Annotated in this window: 19 protein-coding genes; 6 read left to right on the top strand and 13 right to left on the bottom strand. The window is 71.9% G+C overall.

Going from position 1 to position 17,329, the window contains the following annotated elements:
* The first annotated feature begins 19 nt into the window (after nt 1–19).
* Together C5H89_RS13850 and C5H89_RS13845 are read left to right on the top strand one after the other, a co-directional pair.
* Nucleotides 20–469, top strand: a complete 450-nt coding sequence (locus C5H89_RS13850; RefSeq protein ID WP_162799375.1) for a hypothetical protein — start codon at nt 20–22, stop codon at nt 467–469.
* Between the two features lies 1 nt (nt 470).
* Nucleotides 471–1,793 carry a hypothetical protein gene (locus C5H89_RS13845; RefSeq protein ID WP_104107586.1) on the top strand — a complete coding sequence of 441 codons (1,323 nt, stop codon included), beginning with the start codon at nt 471–473 and terminating at the stop codon, nt 1,791–1,793.
* Here the strand turns inward: C5H89_RS13845 and C5H89_RS13840 are convergent.
* Nucleotides 1,756–3,030: a hypothetical protein gene (locus C5H89_RS13840; RefSeq protein WP_104107585.1), complete on the bottom strand. Its 1,275-nt coding sequence runs from the start codon at nt 3,028–3,030 to the stop codon at nt 1,756–1,758. The genes C5H89_RS13845 and C5H89_RS13840 overlap by 38 nt on opposite strands.
* 1 nt (nt 3,031) lies before the next feature.
* Nucleotides 3,032–3,679: a hypothetical protein gene (locus C5H89_RS13835; RefSeq protein WP_104107584.1), complete on the bottom strand. Its 648-nt coding sequence runs from the start codon at nt 3,677–3,679 to the stop codon at nt 3,032–3,034.
* 101 nt (nt 3,680–3,780) lie between these two features.
* Here C5H89_RS13835 and C5H89_RS13830 point away from each other — a divergent pair, with 101 nt between their 5' ends.
* Nucleotides 3,781–4,026, top strand: a complete 246-nt coding sequence (locus C5H89_RS13830; RefSeq protein ID WP_101523778.1) for a helix-turn-helix domain-containing protein — start codon at nt 3,781–3,783, stop codon at nt 4,024–4,026.
* Between the two features lie 6 nt (nt 4,027–4,032).
* Here C5H89_RS13830 and C5H89_RS13825 read toward each other — a convergent pair whose 3' ends face one another.
* From C5H89_RS13825 to sigE, 3 genes are read right to left on the bottom strand one after another with little or no spacing between them, the layout of a single operon-like run.
* Nucleotides 4,033–5,478: a trypsin-like peptidase domain-containing protein gene (locus C5H89_RS13825; protein WP_104107583.1), complete on the bottom strand. Its 1,446-nt coding sequence runs from the start codon at nt 5,476–5,478 to the stop codon at nt 4,033–4,035.
* Nucleotides 5,475–5,963, bottom strand: coding sequence for a hypothetical protein (locus tag C5H89_RS13820; RefSeq protein ID WP_104107582.1), 489 nt, complete (start codon nt 5,961–5,963; stop codon nt 5,475–5,477). Before C5H89_RS13820 ends, C5H89_RS13825 begins: the two co-directional genes overlap by 4 nt.
* A complete protein-coding gene (gene sigE, locus C5H89_RS13815; RefSeq protein ID WP_275887125.1) occupies nt 5,960–6,760 on the bottom strand; it encodes an RNA polymerase sigma factor SigE in 801 nt (266 codons plus the stop codon). Before sigE ends, C5H89_RS13820 begins: the two co-directional genes overlap by 4 nt.
* A 58-nt stretch (nt 6,761–6,818) precedes the next feature.
* Here sigE and C5H89_RS13810 point away from each other — a divergent pair, with 58 nt between their 5' ends.
* Entirely contained in the window at nt 6,819–7,469 is a 651-nt protein-coding gene (locus tag C5H89_RS13810; RefSeq protein ID WP_104107580.1) for an O-methyltransferase, read from the top strand.
* 7 nt (nt 7,470–7,476) lie between these two features.
* Here the strand turns inward: C5H89_RS13810 and C5H89_RS13805 are convergent, their stop codons facing one another.
* From C5H89_RS13805 to C5H89_RS13795, 3 genes are read right to left on the bottom strand one after another with little or no spacing between them, the layout of a single operon-like run.
* Nucleotides 7,477–7,827 carry a hypothetical protein gene (locus C5H89_RS13805; RefSeq protein ID WP_104107579.1) on the bottom strand — a complete coding sequence of 117 codons (351 nt, stop codon included), beginning with the start codon at nt 7,825–7,827 and terminating at the stop codon, nt 7,477–7,479.
* Entirely contained in the window at nt 7,824–9,404 is a 1,581-nt protein-coding gene (locus C5H89_RS13800; protein WP_104107578.1) for a leucyl aminopeptidase, read from the bottom strand. Before C5H89_RS13800 ends, C5H89_RS13805 begins: the two co-directional genes overlap by 4 nt.
* Nucleotides 9,405–9,406: 2 nt before the next feature.
* Nucleotides 9,407–9,574, bottom strand: coding sequence for a DUF3117 domain-containing protein (locus C5H89_RS13795; RefSeq protein ID WP_082587569.1), 168 nt, complete (start codon nt 9,572–9,574; stop codon nt 9,407–9,409).
* A 152-nt stretch (nt 9,575–9,726) separates the two neighbouring features.
* Between C5H89_RS13795 and C5H89_RS13790 the strand changes: the two genes are divergently transcribed.
* Entirely contained in the window at nt 9,727–10,512 is a 786-nt protein-coding gene (locus C5H89_RS13790; RefSeq protein ID WP_104107577.1) for a PaaX family transcriptional regulator C-terminal domain-containing protein, read from the top strand.
* Nucleotides 10,513–10,582: 70 nt separating this feature from the next.
* Nucleotides 10,583–11,374, top strand: coding sequence for an enoyl-CoA hydratase-related protein (locus C5H89_RS13785; protein ID WP_104107694.1), 792 nt, complete (start codon nt 10,583–10,585; stop codon nt 11,372–11,374).
* A 20-nt stretch (nt 11,375–11,394) separates the two neighbouring features.
* Here the strand turns inward: C5H89_RS13785 and C5H89_RS13780 are convergent, their stop codons facing one another.
* The 5 genes from C5H89_RS13780 to ileS are packed head-to-tail and all read right to left on the bottom strand — an operon-like array spanning nt 11,395 to nt 17,286.
* Nucleotides 11,395–11,817: a hypothetical protein gene (locus C5H89_RS13780; RefSeq protein ID WP_104107576.1), complete on the bottom strand. Its 423-nt coding sequence runs from the start codon at nt 11,815–11,817 to the stop codon at nt 11,395–11,397.
* Nucleotides 11,818–11,868: 51 nt separating this feature from the next.
* A complete protein-coding gene (locus tag C5H89_RS13775) occupies nt 11,869–12,174 on the bottom strand; it encodes a DivIVA domain-containing protein (RefSeq protein ID WP_240181869.1) in 306 nt (101 codons plus the stop codon).
* Nucleotides 12,175–12,193: 19 nt separating this feature from the next.
* Entirely contained in the window at nt 12,194–12,919 is a 726-nt protein-coding gene (locus C5H89_RS13770) for a TIGR00730 family Rossman fold protein (RefSeq protein WP_104107692.1), read from the bottom strand.
* Nucleotides 12,920–12,945: 26 nt separating this feature from the next.
* Nucleotides 12,946–14,022, bottom strand: coding sequence for a succinyl-diaminopimelate desuccinylase (gene dapE, locus C5H89_RS13765; RefSeq protein WP_104107575.1), 1,077 nt, complete (start codon nt 14,020–14,022; stop codon nt 12,946–12,948).
* A 30-nt stretch (nt 14,023–14,052) separates the two neighbouring features.
* A complete protein-coding gene (ileS, locus tag C5H89_RS13760) occupies nt 14,053–17,286 on the bottom strand; it encodes an isoleucine--tRNA ligase (RefSeq protein ID WP_104107691.1) in 3,234 nt (1,077 codons plus the stop codon).
* Between the last annotated feature and the right edge of the window lie 43 nt (nt 17,287–17,329).

Raw genomic sequence — 17,329 nt, 5'->3', positions numbered from 1 at the left:
CCGAGGAGTGAAGACCACGATGCCTGTCCCGTCCCGATCTCGCCTGCGCCTTGCCACCGGGTTCGCGCTGTCCTGCCTGGTGCTGGGAACCCTCGCATCCTGCGGTGACGACGTCGACACCACCCCGGGTTCGGAGGGCGGGTCTACCTCGACGCCCACCTCGACGCCCACCTCGACGCCCACCGCGTCCCAGACCCAGGCGCAGGAGCCGGCCCCCATCGAGATCACCCTCGAGCAGGACTCCTTCGACCCCAAGGGCGAGCGGATCGAGGTCGCCGCAGGCGAGCCGGTGAAGATCGTCATCACCGCGGACCGTGCCGGCGAGCTGCACGTGCACTCCACCCCGGAGCAGGAGATCGAGTTCACCGCCGGCGTCACCAAGCACGAGGTCACCATCGACCAGCCCGGCGTGGTCGAGGTGGAGTCCCACGACCCGGCGCTGGTGGTGCTCCAGCTCGAAGTGCGCTGAAATGGCGCCCGACCTCTGGGCACACGGCCTGGGAGGAGCCAAGGACCTCCCGATCTCCCGCGAGCTGGCGGTAGCGGGTGCGGTCGCCGCGCTCGTCATCTCCTTCACCGTCCTGGCGGTGGCGTGGCGTTCCCCGCGCTACGACGCGGCGAGCTCCGGCCGGCCGGCACCCGCCTGGTTGCAGTCCCTCGTGGCGGCGCCGGCGTACCGGTGGGCCGCCAAGGTCCTGGGTCTGCTGCTGCTCGGCTACGCGGCCGTAGCCGCGGTCCTCGGCCAGGACCTGGTGATCAACCCGATCTTCGGCATGTTCTACGTGCTGGTCTGGGTGGGCCTGGTGCCGCTGAGCCTGCTGCTGGGTCCGGTGTGGCGTGCGGTGAGTCCCTTGCGCACCATCGTGGAGCTCATCGCCCGGGCCACCGGCTCGGACCCCGAGCGGGGCATCTACGACTACCCCGCCCGGCTGGGCTACTGGCCCGCGGCGCTGGGCCTGTACGCCTTCGTCTGGCTCGAGCTGGTGCACCCGCACTCCACCGAGCTCGGCACCCTGCGGCTGTGGCTGGCGGTCTACCTCGCGGTGATGCTCGCCGGGGGCACGCTCTTCGGTACCCGCTTCCTGGCCCGTGCCGATCCGTTCGAGGTCTACTCCACCCTGGTGGCGCACCTGTCGGTGTGGGGCCGCCGTGGCGACGTCCTGGTGCTGCGCTCGCCGTTGGCCAACCTGGACTCGGTGGTGGCGCGGCCCGGACTGGTCGGGGTGGTCGGGGTGCTCTTCGGCTCCACCGCCTTCGACTCCTTCCGCGAGTCGCCCATGTGGCTGCGCCACGTGCAGGGGTCGGAGATCAGCGGCACGGTGTGGAACAACCTGGCCCTGCTGGCCTTCTGCGCCGGAGTGACGGCGGTCCTGGTGGTGGCGACCATGGCCACCGGCGTGGGCTCCGGCACCGCTCGTTCCGCGCTCCCGGACCTCTTCGCGCACTCGATGGTGCCGATCATCGTGGGCTACATCGTGGCCCACTACCTGTCCTACCTGGTGGAGTACGGCCAGACGACGCTGATCCAGATGAGCGACCCGCTGTCGCGGGGGGACAACTGGCTGGGGACGGCCGACTGGTCGGTGAACTACTGGCTCTCCTACCACCCGACCCTGCTGGCCAACATCAAGGTGGCAGGCGTGGTGATCGGCCACATCCTCGGCGTGGTAGCCGCTCACGACCGCGCCATCAGGCTGCTGCCTGCGCGGCACCAGCTCACCGGCCAGCTGCCGCTCCTGGTCGCCATGGTGGCGTTCACCGCGGGCGGGCTGTACCTGCTCTTCGCTTCCTGACCCGGCCCGGGAGGCGCCCGCGCGGACCTTTCGGACGGGCCGCGTAGCTGGCCGGGTGGACCGCGTCCACCACGGACGCGATGCCGCGGGAGAGCGGGGAGTCCCCGTCCTCGCCGACCGCGCGGCCTGCCACCAGGGCACGGTCGGCCGCGGCCTGGTCCTCGGGCAGGAAGTGCAGGCCGGCGACGAGGGCGAAGCCCTCCACCATCGCGGCGACGTCCGGCTGCGACCACCCCAGCGACGAACGCATCCGGTTGACCACCACCCGCACCGGCACCTCCCCGAGCACCTCACGCAGGTCGACCAGGCCGCGGGCCAGCCGCGCCAGGCCGACCGGGTCCGCGGAGCCGACCACCACGATGTCGTCGGCGGCCTCCAGCGACTCCAGGGTCAAGGCGTGCGGGGCACCCGTGCCCCGGTCCCAGGTGTCGTCACCGAGGTCGAACCCGGCATCGACAACGACCTCCCAGCTCTTCCGGGCCTCCTCGAGCACCTCACCGAGGGCTCCGGGTCGGACCTCGACCCACCGGTCGGCGCGAGGCAGGCCGGTCAGCACGCCCAGCATCGGGGTCACGGCACGGCACGCCGAGGGGAGCCGCTCGGGCAGTGAGCCGGACGCGGCGAGCCTCGAGGCGGCCAGCACCCCGGAGACCTGGTCCAGCACTCCGAGGTGCTGCGCCACGGCGGCAGCGCGCGGGTCGGCGTCCACCAGGAGGGTCATGGTGTCGCGGCGGGCCAGCTCCGACGCGAAGGCGGTGGCCAGGGTGGTCCGACCCGGAGACCCGGCCGGCCCCCACACCGCCACCACCTTGTGCACGGCACCGTCCTCGGCGGGCCGCTGGTGGAGGCTGGCCCCGGGGTCGGAGCGTGGTCGGGTGTCGGCGCCTCCCTCCACCGTGCTCACCACGTCCGGCAGCGACTCCAGCTGGTCACTGGTCACCACGGTCCGCACGTCGAGCCGCGCCAGGCGCACCGCGAGGTCCTCCCCGACGCCGCTCGCGGCGACGGCGACGGCCCGCACGTCGTGGCGCCGCAGGTGGGCGACGGCCTCCGCGTCCAGGCCCGGGGCCAGCAGCGAGACCACGGCCACGTCGGCCTGCCCACTGGCCGCGGTGGCCATCAGGTCGTCGACGTCGACGCAGCGCTTGAGCACCACGATGCCGGGCCGGGTCCCCAGCTGTGCCAGCGCCGGGGACTCCCAGGCGGCGCCGGAGGCCAGCAACAGGACGCAGATCATCTCAGCCGCGCCCGACGAGCATCAGGCGGTCGGTGCCGCTGGCGGTGAGCACCCGGGCCAGGTCGACACCCTCGTCGGCCACGCCGAGGACCAGCTGCCGCTGCCCCTCGGCACCGAACCCGCTGCTGGCCCGGGGCGCCTCCACCACTGTCACCTCGCTCACCGCGAGCCTGGCCCGGGCGGTCTCCGCCCCCGGCCGCGGGGCGAGCCAGACGTCGACCACCGAGCCGCTGCGCACCGAGGGCGGCACCTGGGCCGACGGCACGGAGACCGACACGTGGGCGATGTCCGAGCGGGGGGCTCCGAGCACGGCCCGCGGCACCATCTCCCCCACCCCGATGCCGCGCAGCAGGTAGCGGTCGGCGGGCAGCTCGTCGTCGACGCCGAAGTAGGCGCGGGCGTCCGCCGGCTGGGCGAACCTGACCCGGGTGACCTCCAGGTCCGAGGGCTCAAGGACGTCGCCGGGCGCCAGCTCGCGGGAGACCGACCACATCGCCACCGACTCATCGGCACCCCCGACCACCCTGGCGCCGACCACCACCGAGACGGCCACCAGCGCCACCCCGATCCAGAGCCGGGGATCACGCCAGCCGGGCGTGGTCGCGCGCAGCGCGGGCGGAGCGTCGAGGTTCCCCGAAGAGTTCAGCACGGCCCTCATCCTCGCGGTTGCCGCGCGCGGCTCCGCCAGTTGTCCACAGGAAGACCCCCGGGGGTCGGCACCCGTGTGGACGCGGCTGGCACCATGGGGCAATGCCCGGCACCCCACGCTTCCTCACCCTTGCCGACGTCGCGGAGGTGCTCAACACCTCCAGCGCCCAGGTCTACGCCCTGGTCCGACGAGGCGAGCTCCCCGCGATCAAGATCGGCGGCCGCGGGCAATGGCGGGTGGAGTCGGAGCAGCTGGAGGCCTTCATCGCCCAGATGTACACCGAGACGCGTCAGTTCGTCGACGAGCACCCGTTCGTGGAGGCCGACGCCCGCGGCTCGGAGGACTGAACCGGCTCAGCCGACCTCGGAGTCCAGGGTGATCTTGACCTTGCTCTCCTTGCCGCCGCGGACCACGGTGAACTCCAGGGTCTCGCCCGGCTGGTGGGTGCGGATCGAGACGATCAGCGAGATCCCGTCCGTGACCCGCTGGCCGTTCACCGCGACCACCAGGTCGTCGCTGCGCAGCCCTGCGTCCTGGGCCGGGGTGTCGTCGCGCACCTCGTCGATGCGAGCGCCCTGGAACTCCCTGGACTCGCCGGTCTGGACGGTGGCTCCGATCACCGGGTAGCGCGCCTCGCCGGTGCTGAGGATCTGCTGGGCGGTGGTCTCGACCTGCTCGATCGGGATGGCGAAACCGACCCCGATGTTGCCGGCCTCCTGCATGAAGCCACCGGTGGTGGCGATGGCGGAGTTCACGCCCACGACCTGGCCGGCGAGGTTGACCAGAGGTCCGCCGGAGTTGCCCGGGTTGATGGCGGCGTCGGTCTGCACCGCGTTGATGAACGACGAGGTGTCATCGGTCTCACCGGTGGTGACGGGACGGTTCAGGGCACTGACGATCCCCGACGTGACGGTCTGGCTGAGCCCCAGCGGTGCGCCGAACGCGACCACCGGCTCCCCCACCCTCAGCCCGGTGGAGGACCCCAGGCTGGCGGGCCGCAGCGACGAGCTGGCCTCGACCTTGAGGACGGCGAGGTCGTAGACGCTGCTGCGCCCGACCACGGTGGCGGTGTGCGTGGTGCCCTCGGAGTCGACCACGTCGATGGTGCCGTCGTCGGCGGCGTCGGCCACCACGTGGTTGTTGGTGATCACGTGACCCTCGGTGTCCAGCACGAAACCGGACCCGGTGGCTCCGCCGTCCGATCCGTCGAACCCGGCGAGGATCTGCACGGTGCTGGGCAGCAGCTCCTCGGCGACCGCGGAGACCGACTGGTTCGACGCGGAGATCGGCGGAGCGGTCCGGGTGGTCGAGGGGCTCAGTCCGCGGGAGACGGCGGGGTCCTCGCTCGACTCGTAGAGCGCCGCACCCATCGCACCGCCCACGAGCCCGACCACCAGCGCCAGCGCCGCGACCGCGGGCCACGTCCACGCGGGCAGCCGCCGGCCATGCTGGACGGGCGCCGGGTCCCCGGCTGCGGGCCCGGCCGGCGCGGCACCGAACGGCACCGGGCCGAAGGGCAGCGGGCGGGTCGCCTCCCGCTCATGCCCCGGATCGCCGGTCCAGGCCGGCGCCGAGTGCTGACCGGCAGCGCCGGGGGCGGCGTGCCCCGGCTGCTCGGAGGCCGGCGCGGGCTCCTGAGCAGCGCCGTACGGCTGGGTGTCAGCCAGCGGATCCACTCGCGACTCTGCGTGCGGCTCTGCCGGGCGCCCGGGCTGCGGGTACGGCGGCAGCGCCCCGTCGGCCCCGTGGTCGGCCCCGTGGTCGGCCCCGGTCGGCCCCGGGGGCTCCTGATCGTTCACGGACCCATCTTCTCCCGCCGCAGGCCCAGACGCGTCGTCGGGCTCTCCCGCGACACGTTGTCCACGCTGGGGGCCGGTCGCACCAGACTGGTGGCCGGCGCGCGACGCTCCGCCGGCGGGGTGTTGGCCGGTGCCGCGCCCAGGGCGAGCACGCCCACCACCGAGACGCCGACCGCGCCGGCGCCCAGGGCCACCAGCGAGCGGGTGCGGGACCTGGCGTCACCGGAGCCCACGGCACCGGACGCGCCGAACGCCTCCGGGGACAGCGTCAGCAGGTGCTGGGTGAGGTTCTGCTTGAGCGAGAGCGGCGCGGTGGCGGCGTCGTGGCCCAGCTCCGCGAGCCGGGTCTTCACCCAGCCCTCACGCTCCACCAGGTCACGGCAGGGGTGGCACACGTGCACGTGCTCCCAGGCCCGCTCCTCCTCCGCAGCCGGCAGACGGCCGTCCAGCAGTGCGCTGACCCGGGCTCCGAGGTGGCCGATCACTGCTGGCCCCCCAGGGCGGGGAGCGCCTCGCTGGTCGGCCCGGCATAGCGCTCGCGTCCGTCGCTGGGGGCCCGGTGGGCCAGCGCGGTGCGCAGCATGCCCCGGCCCCGGTGGATCCGGGAGCGCACGGTGCCCAGCTTGGCGTCGAGGATCTCCGCGATCTCCTCGTAGCTGAGGCCCTCCACGTCGCAGAGCACCACCGCGGCCCGGAAGTCGGGGGGCAGCGTGGCCAGGGCCCGCTCCACGTCGTCGTCGAACATCTGGTCGGCGTACGCCGCGTCCGGGGTCGCCTCGGAGCTGGTCAGCCGGCTCGCCCGCTCGTCGGAGAGGGCGTCGAACCGGATCCGCTGCCGGCGCCGGGCGGAGTCGAGGAAGAGGTTGGTGGTGATCCGGTGCAGCCAGCCCTCGAACGTGCCGGGAGTGTAGGAGTCCAGGGAGCGGAAGACCCGGACGAAGACCTCCTGGGTGAGGTCCTCGGCGTCGTGCCGGTTGCCGGTCAGGCGGTAGGCAAGGCGGAAGACCCGGTCGGAGTGGCGGGTGACCACCTCGTCCCACGTGGGGACCTCCGACGTCTGCTGCGTCGAGTCCGTCACGGGGGCCTCCTGCTGGGTGCGGAACGGTGCGCCGAACACATGCTCTCCAACGTGTCGTGCACCGGGGGGAGGCCCGACGCTATCGAGTGGGACTGAGAGAAGGCTGTGAGCGAGCCGTGAAGTCCGCTCGAGACGAGAACGATCCGGACCCCCACGGTGTTCCCGGAGCCCCGAACTCTCATTCGCGGTAGAGTCCGCAGACATCTCGCGCCTGCCGCGAGGGAGTTCCCGACACACCTCAGGACCGACCCAGGAGGTCACCATCACCACCCCGATCAAGCCTGCGAGCTGGACCTACGCCGAGCAGTTCGTCGCCGAGGACGACGTCCTCGCCGCTGCCCGGTCCCGCGCCGAGGAGGTCGGGGTGACCTCGATCGGCGCCGGCGGCGGAGCCGCCCTGCGCTTCCTGGCCGCCGTGCTGGAGGCCCGCACCGTGGTCGAGATCGGCACCGGCACCGGCGTCTCAGGCCTGTGGCTGCTGCGTGGGATGCGCCCGGACGGCGTGCTGACCACCGTCGACATCGAGGCGGAGCACCAGCGCCTGGCCAAGGAGACCTTCGCCGAGGCCGGCATCCCCCCGCAGCGCGCCCGCACCATCAGCGGCGCCGCGCTCGACGTGCTGCCGCGCCTCACCGACGGCCACTACGACCTGGTGTTCTGCGACGGGGACAAGCACGAGTACTCCGCCTACCTCAAGGAGGCCCTGCGCCTGCTCCGACCCGGCGGCGTGGTGGCGTTCGACAACGCCCTGTGGCACGACAAGGTCGCAGATCCGGCCCAGCGCGACGAGCAGACCGTGGCGATCCGCGAGCTGCTGCGCCAGATCAGCGAGCACGAGTCGCTGGTCCCGGCCCTGCTGCCCGTGGGTGACGGCCTGCTGGTCGCCAAGAAGGAGTGGGCCGGGGAGTCCTGAGCCCCGCTCAGGTCTCCACGGCGGCTCTGGGGGCGGCCTGGAAGCCTTCCCAGCCCTCGGCCACGGCGACGACGTCGCACGGCTCGATGAGCACCGGGGGCGAGCCGACGATCCGGGACACCGGCGACGCTGGGGCGCCGGCGCGAAAGCTTGCCTCGAACTCTTCGCGGTCCTCCGGGCTCGCGAACACGTAGCTGCCCTCGAACCACTCGCCGGGCCGCTGCCGCCAGGTCTTGAAGCGCAGCCCGGCCATCCCCGAGAACTTGGGGTACGACGTCTCCGCGACGTAGTCGGCCAGCTCGTCCTCGACCCCGGGCGCTGCGTCCACCAGCGACCAACGGACGCTGAGTCCCCTCACCGGACTCCTTCGAGCGGTGCCCGGGAGCCGAGCCAGGTCAGCAGCAGCCGAGCCCCGAAGCCGGTGGGGCCGGTCGTCCACTCGTAGCGCTCCGCGGGAGCGTCCCCGACCGAGGCGACGTCCAGGTGGGCCCAGGGCACGTCCTGGGCGAAGTGCTGGAGGAACAGCGCGGCGGTGATCGCGCCCGGGCCGCCCGCGGCGTTGTCGGCGTCGGCGACCTTGGAGGAGAGCTTCTCCTCGTAGTCGGCCACCAGCGGCATCCGCCACACCTGCTCTCCGGAGAGCCGGCCGGCCTCGGCCACCGCGGAGGCCAGGGCCTCGTCGTTGGCGAAGAACCCGCCGGTCTGCTGACCCAGGGCGACCTTCATCGCCCCGGTCAAGGTGGCGACGTCGACCAGGGCGTCAGGCGCCAGCTCCGCCACGGCGTACGCCATGGCATCGGCCAGCACCAGGCGACCCTCGGCGTCGGTGTTGTTCACCTCCGAGGTGCGGCCGCCGTAGTGCACGATCACGTCGCCGGGACGCATCGCGTTGCCGCTGATCGCATTCTCCGCGCAAGCCACCAGACCGGTGACCCGCACGGGGCACCCGACGTCGGCGAGCGCGGCCATGGTGGCGAGCACGACGGCGCCTCCGGTCATGTCCCGCTTCATGCTCACCATGCCCTCGGCGGGCTTGATGTCCAGGCCGCCTGAGTCGAAGGTGATGCCCTTGCCGACCAGGACCACGTGCGGCACCGCGGCCGAGCGCTTCCCGCTGCCCCTGCCCTTGCCCTTGCCTGAGTCCGCGGAGGAGTCGGGGTGGTAGTCCAGCCGGATCAGGCGCGGCGGCGTCGCCGAGGCCTTGCCGACGGCGACGATGCCGCCGAAGCCCTGCGCCTCGAGCTGCTTCTCGTCCCAGATCCTCACCTCGAGGTCGGCGGACTCGGCCAGGGACGAGGCCTGGTCGGCCAGCCACGCAGGGTTCTTCAGGTTCGAGGGCACCGTGGCCAGGGTCCTGGCGCGCCAGCCGGCACCGCCCAGCGCCAGCGCCCGGTCCAGCTGGGCCCGCGCTCCTGCGGCGTCGCGGTGCCCGGCCAGCACGACCTGGCGCACCGGACGCTGCCGAGGCCCGTCGGAGCGCCAGTGGAAGGTGAACGAGCCCAGCATGGCCCCGACCACGAACGCCTCCACGGCAGCGTCGCCGGCGATGGAGGCGATGGTGGTGGCCACGCTCTCGCGGTCCTTGACGGCCCGCGCCAGGCAGGCGCCGGCGCGGCGGAAGTCGGTGGCCGACTGCTCCCCGACCCCGACCAGCAGCACCAGGCTCACGTCACCCGAGGCCACCGGCACGGGCGTCACCTCTCCGGTGTGGCCGTCGGCCTTGACCGACTCCAGCAGGGCGAGAAGGTCCAGGCCCAGGGCCTCGCCCGCCTCGTCGGCGCCGGGGCCCAGGCTCAGCCCACCGTCGCCGTCCGCGGGCAGCACCGGGAACGCCCAGCACTCCACTCCCCCGATCTCGTGGGGCGAGTGCTCGCTGAGGGCGAACTCGGGCGGGGATGCCTGGGTCGGCAGCACGGGAGTCTCGAGGGGGGTCACGATCAGCCGACGACGTCCTTGAGCGCGTCACCCAGAGCTCGTGCCTCGTCGGCATTGAGCTCAACTACGAGCCGGCCGCCGCCCTCGAGGGGTACGCGCATCACGATGCCGCGACCCTCCTTGGTGACCTCCAGCGGTCCGTCGCCCGTCCTCGGCTTCATGGCCGCCATGAGCACACCTCTGCTTCCCTGTTGTTGCGCGGCTCGGTGTGGCCGCAGCGATGCCTAGGCACCTATTATCCCCCATACCCGTCGTGACCGGCACCACAGGGCCAAGACGGTTGGTGGGACAGGTCCGCTATCAGGCTGCCACACTCAGCCGCATGCATGCACGCTCCGCCCTCTTCGACGTGTACGGCGATCTCCTGCCCGACCGCGACAACCGGGCCTGCGTCGCTGGTCTGGTCCGGCTGCTCGACCCCCTGGGGATCAGCGCCCCCGCGGTCCGTACCGCGATCTCGCGGATGGTCGCCCAGGGCTGGCTGGAGCCGGTGTCGCTGCCCGGTGGCCGCGGCTACGCGGCCACCGCCCAGGCCGTACGCCGTCTCGACCAGGCCGCGAGCCGCATCTACCGACGGCAGGTCGGCGAGTGGGACGGGCGCTGGCAGCTGCTGGTCCTGGAGGCCGCGATGGGCCGTGCGCTGCGGTCGCGGGTGCAGCGCGAGCTGGTCTACCTCGGCTACGCGGAGCTGCGACCGGCGGTGTGGGTGAGCCCGTTCGCCCGTCCCGAGCTCACCGAGGTGCTCCAGCGTTGCGACACCACCGCGGTGGTCACCACGGTCGACGACTTCGCTCCCCCGTCCGCGCCACTGGCTGCCTGGGACCTCGCGGGACTCGGCACGGCGTACGAGAGCTGGCTCGCCCAGGTGGCCGACCAGGTCGCCGAGCACCTGGCGGCGCACGACGACCCCGACGAGGCGGCGTTCGCGGCGCGCTTCCACCTGGTCCACGAGTGGCGCAAGTTCCTGTTCACCGACCCGGGACTCCCGGAGTCGCTGCTCCCCCCGGACTGGCCCGGCCGGGGGGCATCGGCCTACTTCGCCGAGGAGGCGGGACGGCTTCGCGCAGGCGCCGACCGGTTCGTCACCCGCACCCTGGCCCACGACTGACCCACGGGCAGGCTGGGGCCGAGACGATCGAGCGGGCCGGTCACCGCGGTTTCCGGCACACTGGGTGCGCATGACCGCACCTGTGCTGCTCCAGACCTCCGACGGCGTCGCCACCATCACCCTGAACCGGCCTGAGGCGATGAACAGCCTCGACGTCACCACGAAGGAGCTGCTGCTCGAGGTGGTCCACGACGTCGCCGCCGACGAGCGGGTCCGGTCGGTGCTCCTCACCGGGACCGGCCGGGCCTTCTGCGTGGGCCAGGACTTGAAGGAGCACGTGGAGATCCTGCGCAGCGACGCTCCCGACTCGCTGTTCCGCACGGTGACCGAGCACTACAACCCGATCGTCACCGCGCTGGCCACGATGCCGAAGCCCGTGCTGGCTGCGGTCAACGGCGTCGCGGCCGGTGCGGGTGCGAGCTTCGCGCTCGCCTGTGACTTGAGGATCCTGGCCGAGCCGGCCGGCTTCAACTTCGCCTTCGCCGGCATCGGACTCTCCTGCGACAGCGGGACGAGCTGGACCCTGCCTCGGCTCGTGGGCCGGGAGAAGGCGCTCGAGCTGCTCTACCTCCCCACCACCGTGGGGGCGCACGAGGCCGTCGCGATCGGGCTCGCGGGACGCGTGGTGCCGGCTGAGGAGCTGATGGGGCTCGCGCACGAGGTGGCCCTGCGACTGGCCCAGGGCCCGACGGTGGCGCTCGGGGCGATCCGGTCCGCGGTGACCTACGCGGCCGAGCACTCCTTCGCCGAGTCCCTGGCGCACGAGTCGACGTTGATGACCAGGACTGGCCTCACCGCCGACCACCGGCAGGCGGTCGAGGCGTTCCTGGCCAAGACCCGGCCCGTCTTCGAGGGCCGCTGATCACGACCGGCGGCGCTGCCTCAGACGACCCCGGTGGCGAACGCGTAGGTGAAGACCAGCACGCCGATGACGAGACCGCCCTGGGCCAGGATGGAGAGGCCGGGGCCCTCGCTCCAGGTGTCCTCCTCGACGTTGGTCGCGTGACGACCGTGCGAGGGGAGCCACCGCATGAGGAGTACCAGGCCCGCGAAGGCAGCGCACCACCACAGCGCGAGCGCGGCGATGCCGACGGTGTCCTCGTGGAGGCGGGAGTCCTCTGGGGAGAACATGAAGGCGCACCAGCCGATGAAGGCCAGCAGCCCTGCGGCCGTGTGCACGTTGAGTGCGGGCTTGTTGACCTTCATGGGGCCTTCGGTCTCGTCCTTGCCCAGGCGCACGCGCGTGAGGAGGATGACTACGAGGGCGAGGGCCGTCAGGACCCAGACGATGATTTCAGTCGACACGCAGGGAAGTGTGCCCCAGCGTCTGTGGTGCCCGCCACGTTATGGCCAGATTCAGGGCGAGTCGTTGTCTGATTGTGCCGAAACCGGATGCTGCGACTGCTCCAGCTGGCCGGCCAGGCGGTCCAGCAGGGCGTCGACGTCGCGCATCCGGTAGCCACGTACCGCCAGCGGGAAGCGCACCTGACGCAGCTCGGCGGCGCCGAGGGGCCCCTCGGGCAGGTCCTCCAGGCCGCTGACCCGTTCCACCGGAGGCAGCGTGCCCGCTCCACCGGCGGCGGCCGCGGCCACCCCGCCGAGCACCAGCACCACCAGGATCGCGAACAACCACATCATCGTCTGGCCCCGTTCCTCGAGCACGTCGTCATTCGGGTCGTCGTCATTCCGGTAGCTCCGGCTCGGGCGTCCGGTAGCGCCCCTCGCGAGCCTGCACCATCAAGGACACGGCCTCGTCGACGTCGTCGGTCAGCGTGATCATGTCCAGGTCCGAGGCGTTGATCTTGCCCTCGGCGAGCACCGTGTCCCGCATCCAGTCAAGCAGCCCCGACCAGTAGTCCACACCCATCAGGACCACGGGGAAGGAGGTGACCTTCTGCGTCTGCACCAGGGTCAGCGCCTCGAAGAGCTCGTCGAAGGTGCCCAGTCCCCCGGGCAGCACCACGAACCCCTGGGAGTACTTGACGAACATCATCTTGCGGGCGAAGAAGTAGCGGAAGTTGATCCCCATGTCGACCCAGCGGTTCAGCCCCGCCTCGAAGGGCAGCTCGATGCCCAGTCCCACGCTGACGCCGCCGCCCTCGCTGGCGCCCTTGTTCGCCCCCTCCATGGCACCCGGCCCGCCCCCGGTGATCACCGCGAAGCCGGCATCCACCAGCGCGCCCCCGACCCGCTCGGCCAGCGCATAGAACTGATGGTCGACCTGGGTCCTGGCTGAGCCGAAGACCGCGATCGCCGGGCCCAGCTCCGCCAGGGCGTTGAAGCCCTCCACGAACTCGGCCTGGATCTTCATCACCCGCCACGGGTCGGTGTGCACCCAGTCGGACGGACCGCGGGAGTCCAGCAGCCGCTGGTCGGTGGTGCTGGTGTCCACCTGCCCCCGGCGCATCACGACCGGGCCCTTGAACTGGTCCTTCACGACTCCTCCAGCCACAGGCGCAGCTGCTGCTCACAGCGCACGATGTCGGCCACCGGCACCTGCTCGTCCTGCTTGTGCGCGAACATCGGATCGCCGGGCCCGTAGTTGACCGCCGGGATGCCCAGCGTGGAGAACTGCGCGACGTCGGTCCACCCGAACTTGGGCGCTGCCTGGCCGCCCACCGCGGCCAGGAACGCGCGGGCTGCCGGCAGGTGCAGGCCGGGCATGGCACCGGGTGCCAGGTCGGTGATCGTCAGCTCGAACCCGTCGAAGAACTCCCGCACGAACGCCTCGGCCTGCTCGCACGAGCGGTCCGGGGCGAAGCGGAAGTTGACCTCCACCACGCACTCGTCGGGGACCACGTTGCCCGCGACGCCACCGCGGATGCCGACGGCGTTGAGGCCCTCGTGGTAGGTCAGGCCGTCGATCTCCGGGGTGCGCGCCTGGTAGCCGCGCAGCCGGTCCAGCACCTCACCGGCGCCGTGGATGGCGTTCACGCCCTTCCAGCTGCGCGCGGAGTGCGCGCGCTCGCCGGTGGTGCGCACCTCGGCGCGGAGCGTGCCCTGGCAGCCGGCCTCGACCCCGGCGTTGGAGGGCTCCATCAGGATCGCGAAGTCCGCGGCCACCAGGTCCGGGTCGCTCTCGGTGAGCAGGCGCAGGCCGTTGTAGGTGGAGTCGACCTCCTCGGCCTCGTAGAAGATGAACGTCAGGTCGCGGTTCGGCGCGGGCAGCGTGGCCGCGAGCCGGAGCATCACCGCGTCCCCGCCCTTCATGTCGCAGGTGCCGAGCCCGTGCAGCACGTCGCCCTCGCGGCGGGCCGGCAGGTTGTCGTTGAGCGGAACGGTGTCCAGGTGACCGGCGATCACCACCCGCTCGGCCCGCCCCAGGTCCGTGCGCGCCACCACCGTGTTGCCACGGCGTACGACGTCCAGGTGGGGCAGCGGGCGCAGGGCGGCCTCGACCGCGTCAGCGATCTCCTGCTCGTGGTGGCTCACCGACTCGATGTTGACCAGCTGCTCGGTGAGCGTCACCACGTCCGCGCTCAGGTCCAGGATCGGATCCAGTGTCGACATGCGCCCATCCAACCAGAACCCGCCTCGCCCTCAGCCCCGGTCCGGCGCCACCTGGACCGAGACGTCGTCGGCCGTGCCGGCGTAGACGACCTCGGTGGTCAGGGTCTCGGCCAGCACCAGCTCCTGGTGGGCGCGGGCGGCGTCCAGCACGGGCTGCGGGGCGGCGAGGGTCAGCGTGATCCGGTCCGAGACGTCCAGTCCGGCGTCCCGACGGGCCTGCTGCACCGTGCGCACCAGGTCGCGCGCCAGGCCCTCGGCCTCGAGCTCGGGCGTCACCACGGTGTCCAGCACCACGAAGCCGCCGCGCGGCAGCATCCCGGTGGCGGTGCCGCCGTCGCCGTCCCCGGCCACGGTCTCCAGGGTGTACTCCCCCTCGACCAGGACCAGGCCGCCGGAGGTGACCGTGCCGTCCTCGGCCACCGACCAGTCGCCGGACTTGGAGCCCTTGATGGCCAGCTGCACGTCCCGGCCCAGGCGGGGACCGGCGGCACGTGCGTTGACCGTCAGCTTGCGCTGCACGGCGTACGCCGCCGCGGCGGGGTCGTCGCCGGCCACCACGCGGACCGCCTTCAGGTTGAGCTCGTCGGCGATCAGCGACTCGAAGCCGGCCACCGACGCACCGTCGGAGACGACCGTGAGCGAGGACAGCGGGAGCCGGTTGCGCAGGCTGTGGGCCTTGCGCAGCGCCGACCCCGCGGAGCAGACGTCCCGGACCGCGTCCATCGACTCGACCAGGGCGTCGTCCTGGGGCAGCTCCTCGGGCGTCGGCCAGTCCGTCAGGTGCACCGAGCGCCCGCCGGTCAGGCCGCGCCAGATCTCCTCGGTCACCAGGGGCAGCAGCGGCGCGGCCGTGCGGCAGACCACTTCCAGCACCGTGTAGAGGGTGTCGAACGCGGACTGCGTGGACTCGTCCACGACGCCCTCGCTGGCCCAGAACCGCTCCCGGGAACGACGGATGTACCAGTTGGTGAGCACGTCGAGGAAGGTGCGCATCGAGTCGCAGGCGCCCGCGATGTCCATCGCCTCGTGCTGCCGGGTGCTGTCGGAGACGAACCGGGCGGCCTTGGCGAGCAGGTAGCGGTCCAGCGGGTCGGTGGAGTCGGTGGAACGACGCGCCTGCACCCCGGCGGCGTTGGCGTAGAGGGTGAAGAAGTACCAGCTGTTCCACAGCGGGATCATCACCTGGCGCACCGAGTCGCGGATGCCCTGCTCGGTGACGACCAGGTTGCCCCCGCGCAGGATCGGCGAGCTCATCAGGAACCAGCGCATCGCGTCCGCGCCGTCCCGGTCGAAGACCTCCGAGACGTCGGGGTAGTTGCGCAGCGACTTGCTCATCTTGTTGCCGTCCGAGCCCAGCACGATGCCGTGGCTGATGGCGGCCTTGAACGCCGGCCGGTCGAACAGCGCGGTGGCCAGCACGTGCAGGGTGTAGAACCAGCCGCGGGTCTGGCCGATGTACTCCACGATGAAGTCGCCCGGGAAGTGGTGCTCGAACCAGTCGGTGTTCTCGAACGGGTAGTGCACCTGGGCGAACGGCATCGACCCGGAGTCGAACCACACGTCCAGCACGTCCTCGACCCGGCGCATCGTCGACTTCCCCGTCGGGTCGTCTGGGTTGGGCCGGGTGAGCTGGTCGACGTAGGGGCGGTGCAGGTCGGTGACCTCGACGCCGAAGTCGCGCTCGAGCTCGGCGAAGCTGCCGTAGACGTCCAGGCGCGGGTACTCCTCGGAGTCGGACTTCCACACCGGCACCGGGGAGCCCCAGAACCGGTTGCGGGTGATCGACCAGTCGCGGGCGTTGGCCAGCCACTTGCCGAACTGGCCGTCCTTGATGTGCCCCGGAACCCAGTCGATCTCCTCGTTGAGCTCCAGCATCCGGTCCTTGATCTTCGTCACCTCCACGAACCAGGAGGAGACACCCTTGTAGATCAGCGGCTGCCGGCAGCGCCAGCAGTGCGGGTAGCTGTGGTCGTAGGTCTCGCGGCGCAGCAGCACCGTGCCGGGCGTGACCGAGCCGGCCGGCTCGCCCCGGGTGGCGGCCTTGAGGTCGTCGATGATGTGGGGGTTGGCGTCGAAGACCTGCATCCCCTCGTACTCGGTCACCGGGAAGGTGAACCGGCCGTCCTTGCCGACCGGCATGACCGCCTCGATGCCTTCGCGGTCGGTGACCACCTTGTCGTCCTCACCGAAGGCGCCGGCGGTGTGCACCAGGCCGGTGCCGTCGGTGGTGGTGACGAACTCGGCGTCCACGACCCGGAAGGCGTTCTCGTGGCCGGCGTAGTAGGAGAACGGCGGCGTGTAGGTGCGGCCCACCAGGTCGGCGCCCTTGAGGCGTCGTACCACCTGGGACTCGATGTCGCCCTCGGGGTCGTCGAGCAGCTCGCGGGAGTACGCCGCGAGGCGCTCGGCGCCGATCACGTAGCGCTCGGGGGTGCCGGTGACCGAGGAGGTGACGAGCACGTAGTCCAGGTCGGCACCGACCATCACCGCGAGGTTGGCCGGCAGCGTCCAGGGCGTGGTCGTCCACACCAGGGCCAGCGCGCCGGTGAGGTCGTCGCCGGGCTCACCGTCGAGGCGGTAGCCCACGGTGACCGCCGGGTCCTGGCGCATCTGGTAGACGTCGTCGTCCATCCGCAGCTCGTGGTTGGACAGCGGGGTCTCGTCGTTCCAGCAGTAGGGCAGCACCCGGAAGCCCTCGTAGACCAGGCCCTTGTCGTGCAGCTGCTTGAACGCCCAGATCACCGACTCCATGTACTCGGGGTTCAGGGTCTTGTAGTCGTTGTCGAAGTCGACCCAGCGCGCCTGGCGGGTCACGTAGGAGCGCCACTCGCCGGTGTACTTCAGCACCGACTCGCGGCAGGCGGCGTTGAACTTCTCCACCCCGAGCTCATGGATCTCGTCCGTCGTCTTCAGGCCGAGCTGACGCATCGCCTCGAGCTCGGCGGGCAGTCCGTGGGTGTCCCACCCGAACCGCCGCTCCACGCGCTTGCCGCGCATGGTCTGGAAGCGCGGCACGACGTCCTTGACGTAGCCGGTCAGCAGGTGGCCGTAGTGCGGCAGCCCGTTGGCGAAGGGCGGGCCGTCGTAGAAGACGAACTCGTTGGCGCCGTCGGTGCCGGGGTCGCGCTGCTGCACCGAGGCGGCGAAGGTGTCGTCGGCGTCCCAGTAGGCCAGCACCCGCTCCTCGATGGTCGGGAACGACGGGGCGCTGGGCACCCGGTCGGTGCCGGAGGTTGAGACCTGGGGGTAGCGGGGGCCGGTCATCGGCATGTCTCCTGCGTCGTTGGCTCGTGGGCTGGTTCACCAC

It is taken from the genome of Nocardioides sp. 616 (assembly GCF_002930065.1).
Classification (GTDB): Bacteria; Actinomycetota; Actinomycetes; order Propionibacteriales; family Nocardioidaceae; genus Nocardioides; species Nocardioides houyundeii.
Note: the sequence above shows the minus strand (reverse complement) of the source record. Positions and strands in the feature narration are given on the sequence as shown.